We start from the raw sequence: 23,524 nt of genomic DNA, 5'->3' as shown, positions 1-23,524 counted from the left end.
CGTCGTCACGTTTCTGCGTTTCCGAGCGCCCGCGCACTCACTCGTCGCGCTCGTCGCGAGCGATTCGCTCGAGGCGTCGGCGCTGTTCGCGGTGTAAGGTCACGAGCATGTCCGAGAGGACACCGAACATGAGCAGTTGGACGCCCAGCAGAATCGCGGCGGCCGAGACGAGCGCCATGATCTCGTGGCCCTGCTGGTAGCGGAGCCACTCCCAGAGGACGTAGACCGCGATGAAGCCACCGGAGACGATCCCGGCCATCCCGAGGCTCCCGAAGTAGAACAGGGGGTTGTTGGTCTTCGCCAGCGAGTACAGCGCCAGAAGGATCGTCCCGCCGTCTTTGACCGGATGCAGGTTGGTCTCGGACTCGTCGGGACGGGCGCTGTAACTGATCGGCACGACCGTCGTCTCGACCCCGTGTTTGACACACTCGACGGCGAGTTCGGTTTCGATCGTGAACCCGTCCGAATCGAGCGAGAAGCGCCTGAACGAGTCGGCGGTAAACGCCCGATACCCCGAGAGAATATCCTCGTAGTTGGCCCCGTGGACGAACCCGAACGCGCGGTTTATCAGCCGATTCCCGACGCCGTTTAGCGCCCGCATCGCGTCGTCGTCCATATCGGCGAACCGATTTCCGATAACGTGTTCGTAGCCCCGTGAGAGTGGCTCGAGCATCGTGTCGGCATCGGCCGGATCGTACGTGCCGTCGCCGTCGAGCATCACCACGTACGGTACCGTGATGTACTCGAGGGCCTCGCGAACGGCCTGGCCCTTGCCGTCGCCGGACTGGACCAACACCTCCGCACCGTGCTCGCGGGCGATCTCACGGGTGTCGTCGCTCGAGTCGCCGTCGACGATGACGACGTTCGTGTATCCCTGGTCGTAGAAGCCCTCGATCACGTCCGCGATCGTGGCGGCCTCGTTGAGCGTCGGAATGAGAACGCAGACCTCCTCGGGTGAGATCTCGCTCGCCACTTCGGTGGCGGCGACCGTCTCGCCGCCGTTCGAGCGGACGCTCACGCCCGTGTCGACCGCGTCGTCTTCCATCGGGGAGTAACTCCCCTATCGAACTGCAAAAGGTTACTGATTGCCCACTGTCGGGTTTTTACGCGCGGTCCGAGGCGAGTTCATGGGGCGTGACCCCGAGTCGGATCACCAGGTCAGCCCTTCGTAAACGTCGAGAGCGTCTTCGTCCACGTCGATCCGACGTCCGTCGACGACCACCGCACGAGCCATCCCGTCGAACGAGAGGTCGTCGAACTCCGGCCAATCGGTCGCGACGACGGCACCGTCCGCGCCTGCGAGCGCACGCTCGGCCGTGTCGGCGTACTCGATGCCGGGGTAGTCGGGCCGGACGTTCTCGATCGCCACCGGGTCGTACGCGACGACGTCCGCACCGCGCTCGGTCAACTCCGCGATCACGTCGAGCGCACGGGACTTGCGGACATCGTCGGTTCCGGGCTTGAACGACAGACCCAGCACCGCGATTCGCGCCCCCGACAGGGAGACGTGGTCCGCGAGCAGCCCGACGAGCCGTCGCGGTTGCTCGTCGTTGACCGCGACGGCCGCATCGAGGAGTTCGGGGTCGTACCCCTGCTCGCGAGTACCGGCCCGTAGAGCGTTGACATCCTTGGGGAAACAGGAGCCGCCCCAGCCCAGTCCCGACCGCATGAACCGCTCCGAGATCCGTTCGTCGAGCCCGACCGCCTCGAGCACCTCGTAGGCGTCCGCGCCGTACTCCCTGGCGATGTTCCCCAGTTCGTTGACTAGCGATACCTTCGACGCGAGGAAGGCGTTGTTCGCGTACTTGATGAGTTCGGCCTCGCGGATATCGGTCTCGACGAGGTCCGTCCCGGCTCGCTCGAGGATCGGCGCGTAGAGCTCTCGTAGCGTCGCGGCGGCCTCGTCGTCGGCCGTTCCGAAGACGACCTTGTCCGGCTCGAGGAAGTCCCGAACCGCCGTTCCCATCCGGAGGAACTCGGGGTTCATCGCGAGCGCGATCCCGTCGCCGATCTCGGTTCCGGACTCCCGCTCGAGGATCGGGCCGACGACGCCCTCGGTCGTTCCGGGGAGAACCGTGCTCTTGACGACGACGAGGTGATCGTCGTCCGTCGCGGCGAGTGCGCGACCGAGCGACTCCGCGCCGGCCTCCATGATCGCGAGGTCGAGACTACCGTCGTCCGTCTGTGGCGTGGGCAGACAGAGGAACGTAACCTCCGTCTCGCGGACCGCGTCGTACTCCGTCGTCGCGCGGAGCGTCGTCCCCGCGTGTTCCGCGATCCGTTCCGCGAGTCCCGACTCGTGGATCGGGGCCTCGCCGGCGTTTATCGTCTCGACGATCTCCTCGTCGATCTCGACGTTGACGACGTCGTGACCGAGGTCCGCGAGACAGGCGGCGACGGTGGTGCCAACGTAGCCGCTCCCGATGATGGAGACGTTCATGTGGCGTGAGAGGACGGGCGGTGATTAGTCGCTTTTGGGTCGTCCTCGAACCGGGGACCGACGTGAGGACGGCCCCGTCGCTCGAGTTCCGACGGGACTACTGCCCGATCGGTTCGGCTTCCTGCTCCGCGATCCGTTCGTCGGCGCGGTCCCGGTCGTCGGGGTAACCGACGTCGATGCGCCAGCCGTCCATCCGGATGGCGTCGATGGTCCGGCCGGACTGGATGAGCAGGTCGATCGCGTCCGGCAGTTCGTACTCCCCGCGGTCCGAGGGCTGGACGAGATGACACGCGTGGAAGATTTCGGGCGTGAACGTGTAGAAGCCGGTCATGACGAGGTTCGACGGCGGGTCCTCCGGTTTCTCCATTACCTCGACGATCTCCCCGTACTCGTTGGTGTCGAGGACGCCGTACCTCGAGGCCTCCTCGTAGGGCACTTCCTCGACCAGGAACGCGGCGTCGGCTCGTTCTTCCCGCTGGCGGTTGATCACGTCGCCGAGGTTCGCCCGGAAGACGTTGTCACCGAGCATGAGCATGAAGTCGTCATCGACGTGCGGTTCGGCCTGGAGGATCGCGTGAGCGAGCCCGAGCTGTTCGCGCTGGTGAGCGTACGTGATCGGAACACCCTCGTACTCGTCGCCGTAGCGCTCGATGATTTTCTCCTTCATGTAGCCGACGACGAGGACGAATTCGGTCGCCCCGACCTCGATGAGGTTGTCCATGACGTCCTCGATGAGCGGCTTGCCGTCGACTTCGACGAGGACCTTCGGTTTGTCCTCGGTGAGCGGCCGGAGGCGGGTTCCCTTCCCGGCGGCTAAAACGACTGCTTGCATGTGCCAACCGATTACACTTGAGCAGTATATGTCTTCGGGGATCACTATCGGAGGCTGTTCAGATGAGGATGGGTGCGATTTGCTAATAGTTCATAGCAGAAACCGATCTCGATCACCATCGGTTCAGATTGTCTCTTTCGGATACTGGTTCTGTTTTGGAGCCGTGCGGTATCGAACGGTCGCGGTCGACAATTCATAATTGAGTGCAGAAAGCCGATCTACAGCCGACAGTCTGAAAACAGTAGCATCACGTTGCGCTCGACGAACCCGTGACCCAATCCACTTATCAGCGGGCTATATGATGCTATCAATTTCAACACGAACGAATTTTACCATATGAAGTACTGCGAATACGACAACGGCCGAAACAGCGGTGCAGAGCTATGCATACTGCTGGAATCAGCTAATTTAAATCATGCCCTATCTTTGGTGACGGGGAAGCCATTTGGGAAGGTGAATCTAATGTACTTGTACTTCTTCCGGTAGATCACTTCCCTATCGAATAAACTGCTTTGCGAACGTCAGCAGCGGACCATTCCGGTCGATACCGAATAACGTGATCACGAACATTGCCCACGATATCGGGCGGAATGGATATCGAATAATGGCAAGTCCGAGGTGTTGCAAGGCCTTCCACCGTTTGCCATTGGATCCGTAATCTCGACCGATCACGTGGTGATGATACGAGAAAATTCGGCTCCGCGTTACCATCCCTAGATCCGCCGCCCGGTCTTTTACCTTCTCGAAGACAGCAAGATCTCCTTCGATCCTGCTGTCGAAGTCTTTCGAAATACTGTCAGGCTGTTCGCGTTTGTCCACGAGGATTTCGTCCACGTAATCGACCTCATAGTGTTCTGCAATCCGGATCCAGAGGTCATAGTCCTGTCTGCTCGGTAATGACGGATCGAATCCACCGGCCCGCTTCAAACACTCCAAGCGAACCATCACCGTCGATGTCGGATGGACGCGATCTCGTACTAACTCTTCACGGTAGATATCCCCTCTTGCGTCTGGATATCGTTCCCATTCGGTTCCGTCCAGTTGATACTGCACAAACCCTGTATAAACGAGCCCGAGATCGGCATCGTCTCGTTTGAATACTTCGAGTTGCTTTTCGAGTTTCGTCGGAGTCCATCTATCGTCGGCATCGAGGAACGCCACGTACTCGCCGTGGGCGGCATCGATACCCGTGTTTCGGGCCTCCGCTGCACCCCTGTTTTCGGCGTGCCGAAGCAGTCGTACTCGGTCGCCATGTCGGTCGACAATTGGTTTAAAATCCGTGTCCGAGGCGTCGTCGACGACGATTACCTCGATGTCATCAACTGTCTGCTCATTCACACTCTCTAGCGCTTCGGCGAGTAGCTGGGGTTGTTCGTAGACTGGAATGACGACGCTGATAGTTGGCTCGTTCCTCTCTGACCGTGTCTGACTCATGTTCTTTGGAATTTGTTCCGTCTGAAACTGCCGTGTACCGGTTTTGGTGATGTCCGTGGCTGAACTGTCCCCCAGATTCTCGAGCCATCGTTGACGTTTGACTTCCTCGACGCCGAGGGCTTCCCTAGTGGGTGTCGTTCTCGATGAACCGTTTGGCCATGTTCGAGACGCGTACCACATGTTGACCTGTCTCTTCACGTAGCAGTATAGTCTAGTGGATCAAGTTCGTTCTGTTTGATGGCGTTTACAACCGTAGTTAGCACGTCTCTATCGACCACCACATGGTCGAAAGTCTCGCAAGTATACACGACATAATGAGCGCCGCATCATACTGCGACTGGTCTTACATCCAGCGAAGCAGTGTCAAGAAGTTCCTGTCGTAGTATCTTACATTCGCCCCATTGGATTTTAATCATATAATATGTATTAAAACAACTCTGTGATGCTCGATACGCTCGCGGAGAATCAATACCCCACTAATTCACAATATCTTTGTTTATATATTGTTATATATTGACAAATATGCTTTCTAATTTCTCTGCTTCCTTTTCTATATTGAATTCCTTGATGATTTTCTCACGTGACTTTTTGGAAAGTTTTGAATATTTATTATCATTTTTCAATAATTGTATTACTTCTTTCCCTGCGGATTCTGGATCTTTTGGCTCAACTAAAATCCCGTTTTCCCCATTATCAATCAATTCTGGAATTCCTGAAATAGCGGTAGAGACGGGAGGGGTTTGCATAGCCATAGATTCCATTAAAACTACAGGTATCCCGTCCCGGTCCCCAGAATCGGCAATGACACAAGGTAATAAGAAACATCGTGCTTGATCAAATTCGGTAAGTAATCTCTCGTCACTAACATTGGACAAGAATGATACATTTTCTGTAAGCCCCAATTCTTCGGTCTTCCGTTTGAGTGGTTCTATCTGTTCACCGGCTCCAATTATATGATACTCCACATTAGGAAGAACCGCTGCAACTTTCGCTATAGCTTCCAATGCATATGGAAGCCCTTTCTTCTCCACAAACCTTCCTATAGTCAAAACCCTGTTTTTTCTCACCGGTTGGTTTGGGGAGAATTTCTCTGGTTTGATCCCTGCACGAACAATATCAACTGCTGTTTCCACCCCCATTTCCTTTTTCATATATTTTCTATTATATTCAGATATTGTAATCACTCGATCAGCGATATTTAGGAGTTTCTTTGTGTATTTTCCGATGGGCTTCCTATAGATATCATATGCATGCGTTGTTATGGTGAACGGAACATCGTAATATGTTGCAATATGTTTCCCACCGAACTTCGAAACATTAGCAAAGTGAGAATGGACATGATCAATGTCCCAGTTAATGTCTTCAATAAATTGGATACTCCTTTTCGCTCGGATTAGATTTGCTGCGTGGTGTTTTGGGGTAGTCCGATACAGCAACTCCGGCCCAGCAATTGATTTCAATAGTTCTGGCTGGAACGCCTCTATGATATCCGTATAGGTTGGATCATCTACGTAATGAATTAATGCGTTTAAATCTTCATATTCATCATGATTGACTTCACTATCTGGCTCTTTGAGCGAACAGACGGCGACATTATGCCCTCTCTTTTCCAACTCGTATATTTCGTTCAATATAAATGACTCAGATACTTTCGGAAATACGTCTAGATAATATAATATATTCATTTAGGATCCTCCACCGGCATACTTACTCAATATTTCTCGAATAATAGGAAGTGTTTCTGATTGTATTTTCATCATTTTTTTACTTCTGGTTTAGTCTTGCACTCCTTTTCCCATACACTAGTGAAAACTCTTTCTCACCATTGTATCGGACAACATAGATTTGGTTCGTCATCAATCAATAACCTTAACACTATTTAAAACACACTTCGGCCACTTAGTTTTAAACTGACACCCGAGCGGGTCGACTGGTTTTTCACCATTATAAAAACTACGTACGTGCCGAATCGTTCTTGACTAACGTTCTAGTGTAAATGATCGTGGCGACGAACCCGGAAAACGCCATCACCAACTTCGACAGAAAATTCACCATCGAAGGACGGTCGCATTTCATAGTGGTCACGCGCTCCTAAACTATCCACACGATTTCTACCCCTACTGTATCAATATCTCGGATTCTACTCAACATTGTATTCAGATAAGATGAATGCTATGAGTCAGTCGGCGGCTGTTTTGGTTTTAGGGTTGCTCAAGCAGTTTGGAAAGGCGATAGTTCCGCGTTTTATTTCTCTGAAGATACGTTCGATAGCGTTCCAATTTCCATGTTCTTCGTATCGAAAACGGAGTCTATGTTGGTAGAGTGCTGCTTTGAGCCACGGGGCAAAGTTAGTGAGTCCTGAGAGAAAACACCATCATTCCGAATCGAAAACAGCTTAGCATGGAGAAATATGTTTGTCCCGAGTAATGGTATCGTACAGCTAATAGCGCTGATCGCCGAGTTGGATCACAGGTTCGTCGACTGCGACGTGATGCCGACTATTTTCCAGCAATCGGATGTGATCGGCTTTCTACACCCAGCTATGGACGATCGATCACCCCTTTTCGAACCGAAACTCTCTATGATAGAACTAGTATCCGAAAGTGATAATCCACGCAGTTGAGTCGGATACGCAACTGCGTCAGCTCGCGCGGTGTCTGATTATACTCCACAAAATTCAACTGGATCTCAATGCTAGATCCGACGAAGCGTCTGAATTCTGGCATAAGAGCCACGGGTTCTACTGTCTCTATTTTTCAAACTCTAATCTGAACAGCGCCAAATTACTATCTGTAGTCAACTCCCCACCAACGTTGGCACCCTGAGTGGCAGATTGTCCACAACCGTCGTCCGGAACTCGTGGGAAATCACGACCAACGCACAGAAGTAGACGAGAGCCCCGACCCCGACGAATACCAAAACAAGGGCCAGCGAGTCGCCAACGAGAGCCAGAAGTGCATAGACAACCGCGGCCATGATGCCCGCAGCGACGGCCTGTTTGCTGATTTCATCGAACGGAATGACGACGGTGATGACTCTCGAGGCGTAATAGTAGCTAAGCGTTAGACCGAGCGCAGCCGAGAGCGTGGTCGCAACCGCCGCCCCGTACCAGCCGAACCGCCAAGTGAGGGCAAGGTTCAGTACGAGGTTGGCTGCCACAAACACTGCGTTGATTCGAAACGTGAGATCAGGCCGATCGATTGCGTCGAGCGTGGTGAGAAATTGGCTTTGGTAGCCATACAGCAGGCGCGCAAACGTTAACATGAGGAGAATGTAGTATCCCGTATCGAACCCTGGACCGTATATTTGTAAAACGATATCGCCGACCAGTGCGCCTCCAACTAGACCTGGAATGATGAAAAGCCCCGCGTAGGTGAGTGCAACGCGGAGTAATTCGACGACTTCACCGCTGACACCCTCCTCCGAGGAGAGTTTACTGATCTCCGGAAAGAGCGTTCTGCTGATCGATGAGCCAAAAATTGCAAACAGTGACGCGAGGTTCCAAGCAATCTCATAAACTGCAATCAGACTGTTCGAGACGAAGAGCGCGAGGACGAGCGTATCCATCGAAAGGAAGGTTCGTCCTTTCACTGACGAGAGCCACGAGAATTGGGCGTACGACTTGAGGCGGGCGAAGTCCTGGCGGGATGGCAGGGATGGATCAAAAGAAACGAAATACGAACCGATAAGGGCAGCGACGACGGCACCGATCGCGTATCCAGCGACCGCTCCAGTGATACCGAATCCGGCGATGACGAGGGATACCTGAACAATGCTCCGACTCGTCAACTCGATCGGCGAAAGAAGACTGGACACGTGGACGAGATGCTGACCGTCGAGGATGGTCTGAACGAAGTCCCCAATTAGGCGAGCTGCGAGGAGTCCAATGAGTATCAGTGTCGCGTCAATCCCCATGTACGCGTTCAGGTATGGACCGGCAAGCCAGAGACAGACAGCAACGATCGCGTACAGCCCGATCTGTATGATCGCTCCGGCGACGACATAGTTCCCATCGGTGGTTTCGCTAACTCGCTTCTTGATCGCTTGCTCGAGACCGAGATTGCTCGCGATCGTAACCCAAGCCAGTACTGAAATGACGACCACGTACGCGCCGTATCGTGTTTGACCGAGCGTTCTAGTGAGAACAATAGTAGCGACGAACCCTGAAAACGACATTGCCAGCCGCGACAGGAAATCTATCATCGAAGTACGGCCGTGTCTCATAGTGGTCACACGCTTCTAAGCTACTGATACGATTTCTACCCCTACTGTATCAATACCCCGATTCCCACAATAGGAGAGAAACAGCTTCCTATAAATCTCCAATATGAGGCGGAATTTAACAAAATGGTGTTCTATTGTATATCAAAACTCGGCTTATCATCCCAACGGTACCCGTCATCGTCAGCCGTGATTGATCAGAGGGAAGTATTACGAGAGGATCCAGTATTCTCCGACTCGAGGTTTCTCGATGTCGTGTCTTCCCATCGGTAACCAGCCATCAACGTTCTCATCCTCAAAATCCTACGATAATGCGAGGCGCTATGCCTCCGTGGTGTGTGGATCGACAGTGCCGTGCCATAGCGCCACTGAAAGTCAGTGTGCGCTGTGATGGATGTTCGATCCGTGAACAATATGCGCCTAGAGGAGGGAGCCACGAGAAATGGCAAACGACCCCGACCCTCGCTCGAACCTTGCTATCGCCCACTGGGGTGAACACGCCAACGGTGGCGGTGATCGCCTCGCCTGGGAACTCGCTCGCGTCTTCGAGGACGCACCCTTCTACGTCGGCTGGCGCGACGAGTCGATCGAGCCGGCTGATATCAGGGCCGAACAGCTCATTCAGGGCCGGTTACTGAACCGCGCCCTCGAGCGGGGCGGGCTGGCGCGACAGCTTGCGCATCTCGTAGGGTGGCAACTCGCCGAACCGCTCCGTGAGTACGACGTCCTCGTCACGAGCGGGAACGAGCCGCTGTTTTACGTCGCCCCGACCGAACAGACTTGGGTTGCCTACATCCATCACACGAACCGCAGACAGTCCGACCAGATCAGCGAGGTCAAATCTGCCCGGTTCTCCCGGCTCCGATTGCTCCTTCATTACGCGATCCGAGTCCTGTTCGATCATAACACCCACCGGCCCGACCGCTACGTCGTCAACTCCGAACTCGTCAAGCGCCGCGTCGAGCGCTACTGGGGCGTACCAAGCGAGAAGATCAGCGTCGTCTATCCACCCGTCGACACCCACGAGTACGACCCGAACGACGAGGAGACCGGCGAGTACTATGTGACCCTCTCGCGGCTGGACTGGCACAAGGATATCGACGGGATCGTCAGGGCGTTCAATGATCTCGAGAGTCGATTGCTCGTCGCCGGCGACGGCCCGGAACGCGAGCGCCTCGAGCGGCTGGCCGGCGACAACGTCGAGTTCCTGGGTTACGTCGACGAAGTCGAGAAACGACGCCTGCTGGCGGGTGCGAAGGCCTTCGTGTTCAACGGTCGCAACGAGGACTTCGGGATCGCCCCGGTCGAGGCGCTGGCGGCCGGCACGCCGCTGCTCGGCGTCGAGGAGGGGATGACGCAGTTCCAAGTCGTCGACGGAAAGAACGGCTACACCCACACGCGGGCCGGCGAGGGCGGTCCGCCGCTGGTCGAGACGGTTCGACGGTTCGAAACCGAGGGCGTTGACTGGTCGCCGTCGGAGATCGCCGCCTTCGCCGATCGGTTCTCCGTCAACGCGTTCCACGAGGGGATGCGGGCGGCGGTCGATGCGGCCGTCTCGAGCGCCGACATCACGCCCCCGTGGTACGAGGAGTACGAGGCCGGCGATTGATCCGCCGTGGGCTTACGCGCCGCTCGGGGCCTCGCGTTCGGCAGTCAGCTCCGCCCGATCTACCTCGGCAAGCCCGTAGAGGTAGCCGAAGCCGACCGCAGCAGTGAACACGAAGATGGTCACGAGCTGTTGGACCTTCGCACTCGAGGGGCGCCGGACGAGATCCGACAGCCGACTCGGGACGAACTCGAGCAGAAGCTGTTGCAGGTATTCGTTTTTGTCTCCCGACGCCTCTGGTAACAACAGGTCCATGATCCGTTTCGAATACCCCTGCCAGAACGAGCGGAACACGAGCCACCGGAAGTCACCGCGGTAGTCGAACAGTTTGTGGTGGACGACCGCATCGGTGTTGTAGATCACGCCTTTCCCGTACGCGTTCGCCATTCTGATGCAGACCGGCGCTTCGTGGGCCTGAATGTGACGGTCCCCCTTGCGGCCCGTGTTCTCGTCGTATCCGCCGACGTTCAGGAACACGTCTCGCCGGAACGAGATGTTCGAACCGTACGTGTTCCGCAACTCCGCCATGTGGTCGCCCATCCCGCGCTCGTCACAGCCGACGAGCCAGTAGAACTCCGCGGGGAAGAAGTCGGGCTTGTCGGTCACCCAGTCGGGAGCGACATGGCCGCCGACCGCGATGGCGTCGGTCTCTTCGTAAACGCGAGCCAACTCCGCCACCCAGTCGTTCTCGGCGACGGCGTCGTCGTCGATGAACGCGACGACGTCCCCGGTCGCGATCTTCGCGCCTCGCGTTCGGCTGTAGGAAATCCCTTGATTCTCGTCGTTACAGTGCAGGACGACGTCATCGAGGCCACCGTAGTCCTCCCGAACCCGCTCGAAAACCGCCTCGTTCCCGTCGACGACTAGGACGATCTCGAGCGGTTCATAGGTTTGAGCGAGGACGCTGTCGACGCACGCGGAAAAAACATCGTAGCGGTCCATCGCGTAGGTACAGACGACGACGGAAACCTTCATTGCCGTCGGATTTCGGTGAGTCGCGAATAAGCTTTTTCGTTCGAACGGGGTCGTCGTGACGGCCACGCCGGGGTGAGACGCGCGATCGAGGCGGTTCGAGACCCGACCTCCAACGGCCGCGTGTATATAATAAGACTTATTCTTGGGTTGGGTCTGGTGCAAGCTAATGAGTACCGACACCGAACGCGTCGAGGACGGGACCGAAGCATCCCTCCTCGAGTCGTTCCGAGATTGGTATCACCTCCCCGTTCTGGGGGTCGTGATGCTGTTTATGGTCTGGTTGCGAACCCAGTCGTACGGCCGGTTCGTCACCGAAGACGGAACGCCCGCGCTGGCGGGTATCGACTCGTGGTATCACTGGCGGACGATCAGCTGGACGGCGGAGAACTATCCGCACACGATGCCTTACGAGGTCTGGACCGGGTTCCCGACCGGCACCTACGTCGGCCAGTTCGGGACGCTGTTCGACCAACTCATCGTCACCGTGGCGATGATCGTCGGACTCGGTGATCCGTCGGCCGAAACGCTGTATACGGTCTCACTGCTTTCGATCCCGGTCATGGCCGCACTCGTCGCGATTCCGGTCTTCTACGCCGGGCGCCGGCTCGGCGGCACGATCGGTGGGATCGTCTCGGTGCTTGTCCTTGCCCTTTCGCGGGGCCAGTTCCTGAGTCGGTCGACGGTCGGGCAACTCGACCACCACGTCGCCGAGGTCCTGTTTATGGGACTCGCGATCCTCGCGATGATGGTCGCGGTCACCGTCGCCGAACGCGAAAAACCGATCTACGAACTCGTCGCCGATCGGGACTGGAACGCACTCCGAACGCCCGCCATCTACAGCGGGCTGGCGGGACTCGCCCTCACGCTCTACATCTGGATCTGGCCGTCTGCGGTCCTACTGATCGGGATCCTCGCGGTGTTCTTTACCGTCCAACTCTCTCTCGATTACCTGCGTGGGATCTCGCCGGATCACGTCGCCTTCGTCGGTGCGGTGAGTCTCGGCGTGACTGCCGTGTTGACCGCACTGCTCATCGAAGCACCGGGGAGTACCGGCTCGACGAGTTTCGGTCTCCTCCAGCCCTTGACCGCCGTCCTCGTGGCAGCCGGCTGTGTCTTCATGGCCTGGCTCGCCCGACAGTGGAACGATCGGAACCTCGAGCGACGGTACTATCCCGTCGCGGTCGGTGGGCTCATCGCCGCGACGTTCCTGGTGATGTGGCTCGCTCTCCCCGACCTGTTCGATACGATCATCGGCAACGCGACGCGACGGATGATTCCATTCGGCGAGGCGACTACCGACACCACCATTCAGGAGGCGTCCCCGCCGGCGAACTTCCTGCCCCACACCTTCGCCGAGTTCGGGAGCGCGTTCGTCACGATGGTTGCCGGGCTGGCGTTCCTCCTGCTTCGTCCCCTGCTGGGCCGCAAGTTCCGCGCCGAACACACGCTCGTCGTCGTCTGGTCGGTGTTCCTGATCAGCATGGCGGCGACCCAGATCCGCTTCTCGTACTACCTCCTGCTCGCGGTCGCGATCGTCAACGCCGCGTTCGTCGCGGAACTCATCCGACTCTTCAGTCTGGATCTGACGGGCGGTCTCGAGTCGCTGCGATCGGTCGAACCCTATCAGGTCATCGCCATCGCGCTGGTCGTTTTGCTCCTGTTTGCCCCGTTGTTGCCGCCGTTGGCAACCGCGACGGCCTGGGGGCAGGCGGAACAGACCGGGCCGCAGTCGAGTTCGATGAAGTGGGAGGGATCGAACGAGTGGCTACAGGAGAACACGCCTGCGGTCGGCAACTACGGCGGTGCCGATAACGCTAGTCAGCTCGATTACTACGGCACGTACACCCCCGAGGACGGCGATTACGACTATCCCGAAGGCTCGTACGGGGTCATGTCATGGTGGGACTACGGCCACCTGGTGACGACCCAGGCCGAACGGATTCCCCACTCGAACCCGTTCCAGCAGAACGCGCGGTCGTCGTCGGCGTATCTAACCGCCCAGTCCGAGGAGCGAGCGGAACTGATCCTCGACGGGATCGCCGCCGGCGGCTCCGTCGCGGATAAGTCGTCCGCGGAGCTCGAGGCGATCGTCGAAGGGAACGAGACCGACGAGGAGATCCGATACGTCATGATCGACGACGAGATGGCCGGCGGGAAGTTCGGAGCGATCACACGGTGGTCCGGCCCCGATTACGGCTCGTACGTCGAGAACCAACAGTTCCAGGTCGGGAACGAAACGGTAGCGGCACCGACCGTAAACGACAACTACGATAACACGACGATGGCGTCGCTGTACCTCCAAGACGCCGCGGGGATGGAACAGTACCGACTCGTTCACGAGAGCGACGAGTATTCCGTCGTCGGCGGGATGCGAGGACGCGGCGGTCTGTTGCCCCGGAACTCGGTCTCGCTCAGGGGCTCCGGCTGGAGTAATCAGACCCAATCGCTCCAGACGCAACTCGCCGCAGCCCGCAGTAACGATCAGGTGTATCAGGGCCTCGGAACCCCGATGTGGGACGCCCACGTCGTCTCGTCGGTGAAGACCTTCGAGCGCGTCGAGGGTGCCACCATCACCGGGAGCATCGACGGCGCGAACGGAATCGATCCCGAGAACGCGACGGTCAGAGCCGGAGTCGAACTTGAGACCGACACCGGCCGAACGTTCACGTACACGCAGCAGGCCGACCCCGCTGCGGACGGGAGCTTCGAGCTGACCGTTCCGTACGCGACCGACGACGCACTCGGCGTCGACGACGGCTACACCAACAGCAGCGTCGAGGCAACCGGCAACTACACCGTCGGCGCGGTGGTATCGGGCGACGACGGCATGACGCGGTACAACGGCGAGACGACCGTCTCCGAAACCGCCGTCGTCAACGGCGACACGGTCGACGTCAGTCTCGAGGAAGTCGAGACCGCGGAACAGCCCGACGGCAACGAGAGCAACGAAACGGCCGGCGACGAAACCGCCGACGACGGGACTGCGGACTCGAGCGACGCCGGAGCGGCGGACGACGGATCGGCCGAGAACGGATCGGCCGAATCGATCTCCGCGGTTGCGGTCGAGCCGGCCCACTAAGCCGTCGCGAACGGCGGTCGGCGGGAGACGCAAGCGGGCTTTCATGAAGGTTCGCTCGGTCTCGGGCGAGTCAACGTCGTTCGTCGGAGTGTTCGTCGAGTCGATCGGCAGCGTCTCCGCAGTGCGGAAGTAACGTTTTCGTGTATTCTCGAGTCGCCGCTCGGCCGAGTGGCGACACCGACCGAGATGGGTGGGGGACATCGACGGGTCACGAATCGAACGCCGTCCTTGCGTCTCGACTGTGAGACGGATCGGGGTGTTGGGTCCGATAGTGATCGATGCCGTCGTCCGACACTGCGCCGACACGCCGTCCGACGAGTTCCCGAGCGGGACGAGAGTGGCCGTCGGGGGTCATCGTATCCATAGCACGACTGCGTCGTGAGCGGTGTGAAATCGTTTCGGTGGCAATCACACCCGCTTCGATGGTACTACAGAGAGTTGCGTGTTCGAAGAGCGGTGCCGACTCGCGGCGGCGTGGTCGAGATCGAAGGCTGGGGCCGTGGGTGATTTCGAGACCGGCGATGGTACTGACGGCGACTCGCTCGCCGCGAGACTGTGACTTCGGTCCCGTAAGCCATTCCCGTACTCGAAAGCTGGTATGTGATCGGAGCCTCCGTCCTGTATCGGATCTCACTTCTGGCGTTATAATTCATATATGTAAGTATTAGATAAATTTATTTCCAACGGCCACAACTGTTGGATTGCAATGTCCGCGAAAGACAGCATGAAGGACTATCTCGCACAGAATCCACGAATGATCGGCGCGCTGTTCACCATGTTCGTCCTGCTCAGCCAGGCCGGAACGGTGGTCGCAGGAAGTTCGTCCCAGATCGGGCCGTAATCGACCGATTCGTTTCGCGAAAAAGCGTTTGCCGAACGACACGGTACGACCCGTTCCTGTTCTCTCGCGACCGGTTACTCGAAGATCGGTGACCCGATGCCGTCGTTCCACAGTAGTTCGCTGTCGACACGAATCGGAACCTCGTTCCAGATGAGATACTCCCGAACGTCGTCCTTGTCAGCCCGCGAGAACGACGTTCGGCCGGGACTCAAGTGACGGTCCGCGACCGTCGGAAGCGTCGATTCCGTCGCCGTTCCCAGTTTGAACTCCTTGGTCGAATACGATTGGACGGCAAAGTCGAACGGTTCGTCCCCGTCGCGTTCGAGGTCCACGATCATGGGTGCACCGCCGTCGGACTGTGCGATATCCGCCGACCCGTCCCCGACGATCAAGTACTGCTTCCCGAGCGACGAGTGCGTCCGCGCGATTTCGAGCGCGGCCCGGAGCGGGAACCCCCGGTTGAGCAACCGAGCCATGGTCTCTCCGGCCTCGACGGCCCGGTCGTTGACGATGTCCGCGTACGTACTGACGCCGCCGAAGGCACCCCGACGGGTGAGCGCGAGCCCCTGTTCGTACGATCGACAGGCGTTCAGGAAGAAGACGCCGAGATCGACCGACTCGAGGGATCGGACGTCGAGTTCGCCGTCGGGGCAGCGAAGTCCGTCCTCGGTCGCGTGACCGATGTAATGGAAGAAGTCGTAGCTGCCATCGGTAAGCAGGTCGGCGAGGCGGTCCGTATCGACGCCGAATTCCGAGTGAATCTCGAACGGCAGGGCCTCTCGGTTCCCGTAGACGTTACCGAGCGCATCGTGTTCGCCGAGCATCCGCGCATCGTTACAGACGAGCAGGATTTCGGTCGACTCGTTTCTGGCGTCGCGTGCGAGCTGATTGCGGTACGCCTCGAGCGTCGCCTTCGAGGCCTGCTGCGGAATGTCGTCGCCGAACCAGGCGTGCTCGACCGATTCGTCCGTGATGTCGGGGACGACGAACGACCGGTCGGGTTGCGGCGTCCGTGACGAGTCGCGGGTCCGACTCACGGACCGGACGAGTCCCGCCGCGTTGCCGGAATCGGGAACCGTTTTGGGCGGTTTTCCACCCACGTCGCGAACGACGCCGAGTTCGTTGACGATGAACGGTAACAGTTCGATGGTGTCCGGCTCCGCCGGGACGTGTGCGGTCAGCGGCCAGCGCGGCATGTGCGACGCCAGTTGGTCGTATGGAATGTCGAGATACCGGTCGAGTCGCTCCGAGAGGTCCGCCGCGTACATCTCCGCGAGATCGTACGGCAGTTCGTCCTCGAGCAGTTGCCGTTCGTGGAGTTCGTACCGGTAGAACCCTTCCGTTCGCGTCAGGCAGTCGAGGAAGAAGAACCGTTTCAGCAGTCTGGCGACTGCGTCTTCGAACGAGTGCTCGGCCGTCAGCGGGTGTTCGAACCGCGGCGTCTCGAGGGTCGGCTCTCGGCCCGGTCGAATCGTTGCCCCGAGGAAGAATCCCAGCGGGGCCGCCTGATAGAGGGCACTGCGTTCCGGCGGCACCGTGAGGATCATGTCGTCGTCCGGTCGGTCGACGGTGTCCGGAATCCGAAGTCGATCCCCGAGTTCGATCAGCGGCGGATGGCCACGCAGCGTCGGCCACGTCCGCTCGGGAGATGTCGTCTTCAAAGCGGACGGCAGCGCCGACACGGCCTCCATCATCGATTCGATATCCGGCGGCGTCGTGATCGTCGCTGCCGGTCGGTCGTGCGGCGACCGGGCACCGACTTCGACGTCGGTCGCCTCGTCGAACGTGATCCGGATCGACGTGAGCCCGATATCGATCGTGCCGGCGGCATCGATCCGGCAGTACAGTCTGATCGGGCCGCTCAGCCCGACGAACTGGGTCCGTTCCTCGAGTCGAACCGTCTCTCCGGCGTCGAGGCTCGTTTCGGTTTGCCCGGTGCTGTTGTGAACGGTGACGGAGTACGATTGGTCGAAGACGAGCGCGTCCGTCTCGATAGCGCACTTCTTGTCGATCGGGAAACGGAACCGATCGGGTTCGAGTACGGCCGGCGAGACGGGCGATGGCGTCCCGATGTGAAGGCGGCGTTGTTCGATCGAGTCGTATACCTCGAGCCCGGTCTCGTCTGCCGTCTCAGTGAACTCGATCGTCATACCCGGTTACCACTACCGTTATCGGGGACCAACAAAATAGATTGCCCATCCGCCGAGACTCCGCCTCGCGCTCGCTGACGGGGTTCGATCACGGCGATTCCCGCCCGATCGGGCTCAAGGCTCGGAACGCGATCGTCGGAAACCGGACCGCGACCGTGCTCGGCCGGCGACCGCTACCGTTGTCGGCCGTCGAGAGCGGGAGCCGTTCGATGACGCCGCGGTCGGCGAGTTCGTAGAGGAACCGCTTGACCGTCCCGGTGGTCAGCGACGACCGCTCCGCGATCGCGGTCGCGATCTCGCGGATCGACCGCTCGCCCGGCCCGATATCGACCAGCTCTATCAGTACCCGCTGGCGGGTCTTCGAAAGCGCGAGCGCTCGGCTCACGTGGACGCCGTCGTCGGGCACGTCGGCCCACGCTCGCTCGAGGTGAGCCGGTTCGATCCGGTCCGCGTCGGCCTCGCTCGCGAGGACGGCCGCCCCGAACAGGGCCGCGAGCGCGTCGTGTGCGTTCCCGTCGGCCCAGCCGGCGAGTTCCCGAACGGCGTCGTGATCGAGCACGCCGGCGGCCAGCCCCGTCGAGGCACGATCGGTTACGATGTCGACGAGTTCGTGGTCGCGGTAGGCGGGAACGGTGACCGTGGGGCCTCGATGGTCGTCGGGCGCTCGTTGTCCGACCGCGACGGTAGCGGTACAGTCCTCGACCGGTGTCAGCAGTTCGTGGACGCGCTCAGCGCCGAGCGTCTCCGGTTCGTCGTGGTGGTCGATCGCAACGATTGCGCGACGATCGGTGCGGGCGAGCCTGTCGGACAGGCGTTCGCGCAAGTCGTCGGTCCCGACGCCGCTCTCGGGGACCCGCTCGCTCGAGATTCCCGATAGGACGGCCCGGTAGAACGCGAACGGACTCTCGACGTGGCGGCCGTCGACGGTGACGAACCACGTGACCGGCTCGGTGCTCCCGCCCCGCGTCGTCGTGGCGATGGTTCGGTCCGAGCCGCCGAACTGCTGGTTCAACGCGTCGAACAGCGCCGTCACGATCGCGGAGGTGCCCGCTCCCGACGGCCCGACTACCGCGACCGGCGGCGGGAGTTCGCCGTCGAAGACCGACTCGAGCGCGTCGAGGAGTTGCTCCAGGACGGGGCCGCGACCGACTGGCTCCGGTCGGTGGACGACCGGGCTGAGCTGTTCGCGGTCGACGACGACGCGCGAGCCCCGTCGCGCCGATCGCCGACGAGCGATGCGCTCCTGTAAGTCCATTACTGTGCGGCCGCCTCCGTCCGGTCCCCGACGAGCGCCGCCTCGAGCACTTCGAGGGTGTGTGAGATCTCGTAGCCGGTTCCGTGTTCCATCTGCATCGAACAGGTCGGACACTCCGTGAGTCCCGTATTCGCCTCCGACTCCTCCATGTGATCGAACATTTCCTCCCCGATTTTCATGGAGGTTTCGTAATTCTCCGCCTTCCAGCCATACGTGCCGGAAATACCCGAACAGGAGTCGCCGACGTCGTGGGCCGCGACGCCGTCGATGGGGGCCAACACTTCCGTCGTCTGGCCGTCGAGTCCCTGATTGCGGGCGTGACACGGCGCGTGGTAGGCGAAGTCGTCGAACTCGTCGACCGAGGTTCCCTCGAGTTCGCCTTCGAGGTCCTCGTGAACCCGGAGATACTCGACGGCGTCCCAGGTGTTTTCGGCGACCGCCTCGGTCCCCTCGAAGTCGAACAGTTCGGGGTACTCCTGGCGCAGCGACATCGAACAGGAGCTACAGGAGGCTACGATATCCGCGCCGTCCTCGAGCGCCGCGGCGAGTTCCCGCACGTTCGTCTCGGCCGACCGGCGCGCGTCCTCGAGCATCCCGTTGGCGAACATCGGCGTCCCCGAGCAGTGCTGGTCGGGCACCATGATCTCGTAGCCGAAGTGTTCGTAGACGCGGACCAGCGCCTTGGCTACCTCGGGCGTGTTGTAGTTCGAATAGCAGCCGTGGAAGTACGCGATTCGCTTGTCGGGATTATCGACTTTTGCGCCGCCTCGCTTCGTCCACCACTCGCGGAACGTTTCGGTCGCAAACTCGGGGAATTCCCGCTCACCGGTAATGCCGAGGAGTTTCTCGCCGAGCCACTGAGTCGCCGACAGTCCCATCACGAAGTTCGTCGTCCGCGGGAACATCGAACCCAGCGGGGCGAGCCGGCGGTAGTTCGCGAGGATCCGGTTGCGGACGTACTCCCGCGAGAACGTGTTCATCTGTTCCTCGACGTACTCCCCGCGAGCGGTGTTGTGCATCTGCGACAGGGGGACATCGGAAGGACAGGCGCTGTCACAGCGCATGCAGTTCGAGCACTTCATCACGGAGTCGTCGATGTCCTGGTCGTCCTGGCGTTTGAGTCGCCACTGCTCGGGCCCCTGGAACTTCGGGCCGGGGAACTCGTCGTCGACCTCGGCGACTGGACAGTTGGTGTCGCATGTCGAACACTTGTAGCAGTTGTCCGCGCCCGGCCGGAGATCCATCTCCTCGGCTTCAGGGAAGACCTGAATCGGTTCGAACTCGTCGTCGCCCGGTACGCCGTCGTCGGTCGGTTGTTCTGCGTCACTCATGGGATCACGTAGGTCGATCCGTCGCTCGTCTCGGTCGTTCGGTGGTCGATGCCACTCCGCGAGCGGGGTCGGTCGGCCGTCATCGACACCCCTCCGCAGCGCGTCGGCCGGCGACGTAGCCCGTCGCGAGCGAGACGCCGCTGCCGGATTTCTCGGCCGCGAAGTCGTACCCGCCCAGCACCGCACCCGCCGCGCGCAGGTTCGAAAACTCCGGGTCGTCGGCGGCGTCGAGCGGCCTGAGGTCGCGGTCGACCGGCAGGCCGAACCGCGCGTAGGGCTGGTCGCCGAAGACGTCGTCGACGAACCAGTCGTAACGGTCCGCCGGCTGCGGGACGTGACAGTCGAAGAGCGGCTCGAACACTCCGTCGCGCTCCGACTGGACCCCCTTCCCGACCAGTCCCCCCGTCGCGAGGACGTACTGGGTCGCACGATGGGGGACCTCAGCCCCGTTGCGATCGACGACGACGCGGTCGATCCGTTCGGGGTCGGTCGCGTCCGCTCCCTCGCCGTCGGTCTCGTAGTCGACGACCGGCACGCCGGTCGTTACCCGGACACCCGCCGCCTCGAGCGCCTCGTAGAGCAGGTCTTCGAGGCGGATGCCGGGCAGGCTCGGCGGTCCCATCGGGACCTCGAAGACGTCGACGCCAAGCCGGTCGCCGAGGTCGGCCCTGACCGCGTCGGCGCGGTCGTCACCGAGCACGGCGGGGAAGCCGACGCGGGATTCCCCCTCGAGATGCGTTCGGACGGTCTCGGCGAGCGCCTCGCGAGCGGTGGTCTCGCCGGCCGGTGTCTCGACGGGTTCGTCGTGATCGAGGAGGTGTGCATACCGCGTGACCTTTGCGTCGTCCCGGCCGATACCGGGAAACCGAACCGTGACGCCACGGGCGGTAAAGGGCGCGCCGGCCGCCTCGAGATGCGACGCCGCGAGCGGGGCCTCGAAGTCGGGTAGCGTCTCGAAGCCGACGAGCAGGGCGTCGCGGTCGTCGCTCGCCAGGCCGGCCGCCGTCGAGGTCGGATACCGCGCGGTCGGCTTGACGGTGCCGCCGTGGGTCGGGACGAGCGCGTTCGCGTCCGTGTGCGCGCCGGCGTAGGCGTCGCCTACGATCCCGTCGAAGAACGCGAGGGCCTCGCGGACCGCCTCGCTGCCGACGCGTTCGTAGGGGTGACCCGCGGGGAGGTCGTCGAGTGCCTCGAACGGGTCCACGAGCGGGCCGTCACCGGCCGGCGTGTAGCCCAGGATGTCGATCAGGCCGCTGGCGTTACGAAGCGTGCTCTGTCTGTACGAGACGAGTCGTACCTGCACGTCCCGCTCCGCGGCGGCGAGTGCGGCAGTCGTTCCGGCGAGTCCGCCGCCGACGACGAGGACGTCGTCCTCGATCGCCATTCAGTCGGCCCCCCGGGTTCCGTCGACCCGATCGCTCGCCGCCCGGCCGCCGTCGAACGCCGCGAAGTCGACGTCTCCCGTCGCGCTCGCGGGATCGCGATCGCGGTTCATCGTCGTCGCGTGGAGCGCGTAGTTGAGCATCGCTTGCGAGAGCTGTTCGCCCCACAGCGCGTGACGCTCGCCCTTCCAGCGCTCCTGAAAGAGTTCGTCGAGCGCCTCGCGAACCGTCTCCTCGTCGTACGTCGGATGGAGTTCGTTCGCCATGTTCTGGCAGCAGAACCCGCCCTGGCAGTTGCCCATCGAGGCCCGCGTCCGGATGCGAACCGCGTTCAGGTCCGATCCCGACTGCGAAATCGCGTCCCGAATCTCCGCGCGGGTCACGCCCTCACATTGGCAGATCACCGGGTTCGGTTCGTCCGTCTCGAGCACCTCGCTCGCCCGGCTCCCCAACCGTTGCATGCTCCGGCGGGCCACCGGGGAGCGCAGCCCGAAGTCGTCCATCCCCGCCTCGAGCGTCTCGATGTTCTCGCTGCCCGGCAGGGGCTCGTCCGCGGTCGAACACGAGGCGGTCACCCCGAGTTTGTCACAGACGTGGTCGGCGATCTCCTCGGCCATCGCCCGGTAGGTGGTGAACTTGCCGCCGACGATGCTGGACATCCCCGCCACGCCGTCGCGGTCGGCGTGATCGAGCAGGAAGAAGTCCCGCGTGATGTCGGTCGGGTCCTGCGTGCCGGTTCCCGGCGGCTCGTAGAGCGGGCGGACGCCCCAGAACGAGCGGATGGTGCGGGCCTCCTCGAGGATCGGCACCAGTTCCGAGAGCGTGTCGATCATCTGGTCGACCTCCCACTGCTCCTCGGGGTAGTCGTCGGGGTCGGGGACCTCCTCGTCGGTCGTCCCGAGGATCGCGGTCGTCTCGTGGGGGACGATGATGTCGGCGTCGCCCTTCGGCCGGCAGCGGTTAATGACGGTGTCGACCTGCCGGACGTTCATGATCGTCATGACGCCCTTCGACGGGCGAACCTCGATCTCGAGGTCGGCCATCGCGCCGATCTGTCCGGCCCACGCGCCGGTCGCGTTGACCACGTAGTCCGCGGTGATCTCCTCGGTGGTGCCGGGCGCGGCGTGCGTGCGCTTGCCGGGACCGGACTCGTGGCGCACCTCGACGCCGTAGATGTCGTCGCCGTCGCGCAAGAGGTCGACCACCTCGGCGTGGGTCTCGACCCGCGCGCCGTGGTTCTCGGCGTCGATGGCGTTCGCGACACAGAGCCGGAACGGGTCGACCGCGCCGTCGGGGACCTCGATCGCGCGCGCTACGTCCTCCGCGAGGTACGGTTCGACCTCGCGGGCTTCCGTGCCCGAAAGCACGCGGGCGGGAATTCCACATTCCCGGCAGCCCTCGAGTTTCTCCTGAAAGTACTCGTCCGAGTCCTCGGGTCGCTGGACGAACAGCCCGCCGGTTTCCTCGACGCAGTGGCCGGCGATTTCCCGAAGGATCTCGTTTTCCTCGATACACTCCGTCGCGCTGGCCTGGTCGGAGACGGCGTACCGCCCGCCGCTGTGCAGCAGGCCGTGCATTCGACCGGTCGTTCCGTCCGTGAGGTTCCCCCGCTCGACGAGCGTGACTTCGAGGCCGCGCATCGCCAGATCGCGGGCGATGCCACAGCCGGTCGAGCCGCCGCCGAGAACGAGGACCCCGGTATCCCGTGGCATTCTGTCACTACCCTCTACGGACACCTCCATCTTTATTTTATCGGCGATCCGATAACGGCCATAACAATTGATGGTTTCGAACAGCCCGCGTCTCGACCGGGGGCTCGAACGCCCGACGGCACTGCGGCCGATGTCGCCAACCCGCCGAAAACAGCCATTTCAAATAGTCTGAAAGACGGCCGTCACTTCCCTCATGAAACGTAACTTATGAATTTGAAAACATTTATAATGATCGTAGGAGTTGTTTACCAGTAGCACGCTTCCAC

The 23,524-nt window shown here is 60.6% G+C and carries 15 protein-coding genes; 3 read left to right on the top strand and 12 right to left on the bottom strand.

The window, feature by feature from the left end; genetic code table 11:
• Positions 1-37: 37 nt before the first annotated feature.
• From aglJ to ALTAJ2_RS08945, 6 genes are all read right to left on the bottom strand, one after another.
• A complete protein-coding gene (gene aglJ / locus ALTAJ2_RS08970; RefSeq protein WP_007108936.1) occupies positions 38-1,045 on the bottom strand; it encodes an S-layer glycoprotein N-glycosyltransferase AglJ in 1,008 nt (335 codons plus the stop codon).
• Positions 1,046-1,150: 105 nt separating this feature from the next.
• Complete coding sequence (gene aglM / locus ALTAJ2_RS08965; protein WP_007108937.1) at positions 1,151-2,440, bottom strand: UDP-glucose 6-dehydrogenase AglM; 1,290 nt, start codon at positions 2,438-2,440, stop codon at positions 1,151-1,153.
• 97 nt (positions 2,441-2,537) lie between these two features.
• Positions 2,538-3,272: a UTP--glucose-1-phosphate uridylyltransferase AglF gene (aglF, locus tag ALTAJ2_RS08960; protein WP_007108938.1), complete on the bottom strand. Its 735-nt coding sequence runs from the start codon at positions 3,270-3,272 to the stop codon at positions 2,538-2,540.
• 495 nt (positions 3,273-3,767) lie between these two features.
• The gene (locus tag ALTAJ2_RS08955; protein ID WP_239647718.1) at positions 3,768-4,904 is read right to left on the bottom strand and encodes a glycosyltransferase family 2 protein; all 1,137 of its coding nucleotides are present in this window, start codon (positions 4,902-4,904) and stop codon (positions 3,768-3,770) included.
• 308 nt (positions 4,905-5,212) lie between these two features.
• Entirely contained in the window at positions 5,213-6,337 is a 1,125-nt protein-coding gene (locus ALTAJ2_RS18600) for a glycosyltransferase family 4 protein (RefSeq protein ID WP_239647717.1), read from the bottom strand.
• Between the two features lie 1,165 nt (positions 6,338-7,502).
• Positions 7,503-8,909 (bottom strand): oligosaccharide flippase family protein, encoded by a 1,407-nt coding sequence (locus ALTAJ2_RS08945; RefSeq protein ID WP_007108943.1) that lies wholly within the window; start codon positions 8,907-8,909, stop codon positions 7,503-7,505.
• A gap of 460 nt (positions 8,910-9,369) precedes the next feature.
• Here ALTAJ2_RS08945 and ALTAJ2_RS08940 point away from each other — a divergent pair, with 460 nt between their 5' ends.
• On the top strand, positions 9,370-10,536 hold the full coding sequence (locus ALTAJ2_RS08940; RefSeq protein ID WP_007108944.1) for a glycosyltransferase: 1,167 nt from the start codon (positions 9,370-9,372) through the stop codon (positions 10,534-10,536).
• 12 nt (positions 10,537-10,548) lie between these two features.
• Here the strand turns inward: ALTAJ2_RS08940 and aglG are convergent, their stop codons facing one another.
• Positions 10,549-11,508, bottom strand: coding sequence for a glucosyl-dolichyl phosphate glucuronosyltransferase (gene aglG / locus ALTAJ2_RS08935; RefSeq protein WP_049900272.1), 960 nt, complete (start codon positions 11,506-11,508; stop codon positions 10,549-10,551).
• Between the two features lie 166 nt (positions 11,509-11,674).
• Here aglG and ALTAJ2_RS08930 point away from each other — a divergent pair, with 166 nt between their 5' ends.
• Both ALTAJ2_RS08930 and ALTAJ2_RS20275 read left to right on the top strand, forming a co-directional pair.
• Complete coding sequence (locus ALTAJ2_RS08930) at positions 11,675-14,587, top strand: oligosaccharyl transferase, archaeosortase A system-associated (RefSeq protein ID WP_007108946.1); 2,913 nt, start codon at positions 11,675-11,677, stop codon at positions 14,585-14,587.
• 706 nt (positions 14,588-15,293) lie between these two features.
• The gene (locus ALTAJ2_RS20275; RefSeq protein ID WP_007108947.1) at positions 15,294-15,428 is read left to right on the top strand and encodes a DUF7503 family protein; all 135 of its coding nucleotides are present in this window, start codon (positions 15,294-15,296) and stop codon (positions 15,426-15,428) included.
• Between the two features lie 74 nt (positions 15,429-15,502).
• On the opposite strand, the gene ALTAJ2_RS08925 is transcribed toward ALTAJ2_RS20275, so the two are convergent.
• The 5 genes from ALTAJ2_RS08925 to glpA form a co-directional block, all read right to left on the bottom strand.
• Entirely contained in the window at positions 15,503-17,578 is a 2,076-nt protein-coding gene (locus ALTAJ2_RS08925) for a hypothetical protein (RefSeq protein ID WP_007108948.1), read from the bottom strand.
• Positions 17,579-17,666: 88 nt separating this feature from the next.
• Entirely contained in the window at positions 17,667-18,833 is a 1,167-nt protein-coding gene (locus ALTAJ2_RS08920; RefSeq protein WP_007108949.1) for a Cdc6/Cdc18 family protein, read from the bottom strand.
• Positions 18,833-20,164, bottom strand: a complete 1,332-nt coding sequence (locus ALTAJ2_RS08915) for an anaerobic glycerol-3-phosphate dehydrogenase subunit C (protein WP_007108950.1) — start codon at positions 20,162-20,164, stop codon at positions 18,833-18,835. The genes ALTAJ2_RS08920 and ALTAJ2_RS08915 overlap by 1 nt, the downstream gene beginning before the upstream one ends.
• A gap of 79 nt (positions 20,165-20,243) precedes the next feature.
• Positions 20,244-21,548: a glycerol-3-phosphate dehydrogenase subunit GlpB gene (gene glpB / locus ALTAJ2_RS08910; RefSeq protein WP_007108951.1), complete on the bottom strand. Its 1,305-nt coding sequence runs from the start codon at positions 21,546-21,548 to the stop codon at positions 20,244-20,246.
• Complete coding sequence (gene glpA / locus ALTAJ2_RS08905; protein ID WP_007108952.1) at positions 21,549-23,258, bottom strand: anaerobic glycerol-3-phosphate dehydrogenase subunit GlpA; 1,710 nt, start codon at positions 23,256-23,258, stop codon at positions 21,549-21,551.
• Between the last annotated feature and the right edge of the window lie 266 nt (positions 23,259-23,524).

It is taken from the genome of Natrinema altunense, assembly GCF_000731985.1.
Taxonomy (GTDB): domain Archaea; phylum Halobacteriota; class Halobacteria; order Halobacteriales; family Natrialbaceae; genus Natrinema; species Natrinema altunense.
This window is presented reverse-complemented; position numbering and strand designations above follow the sequence as displayed.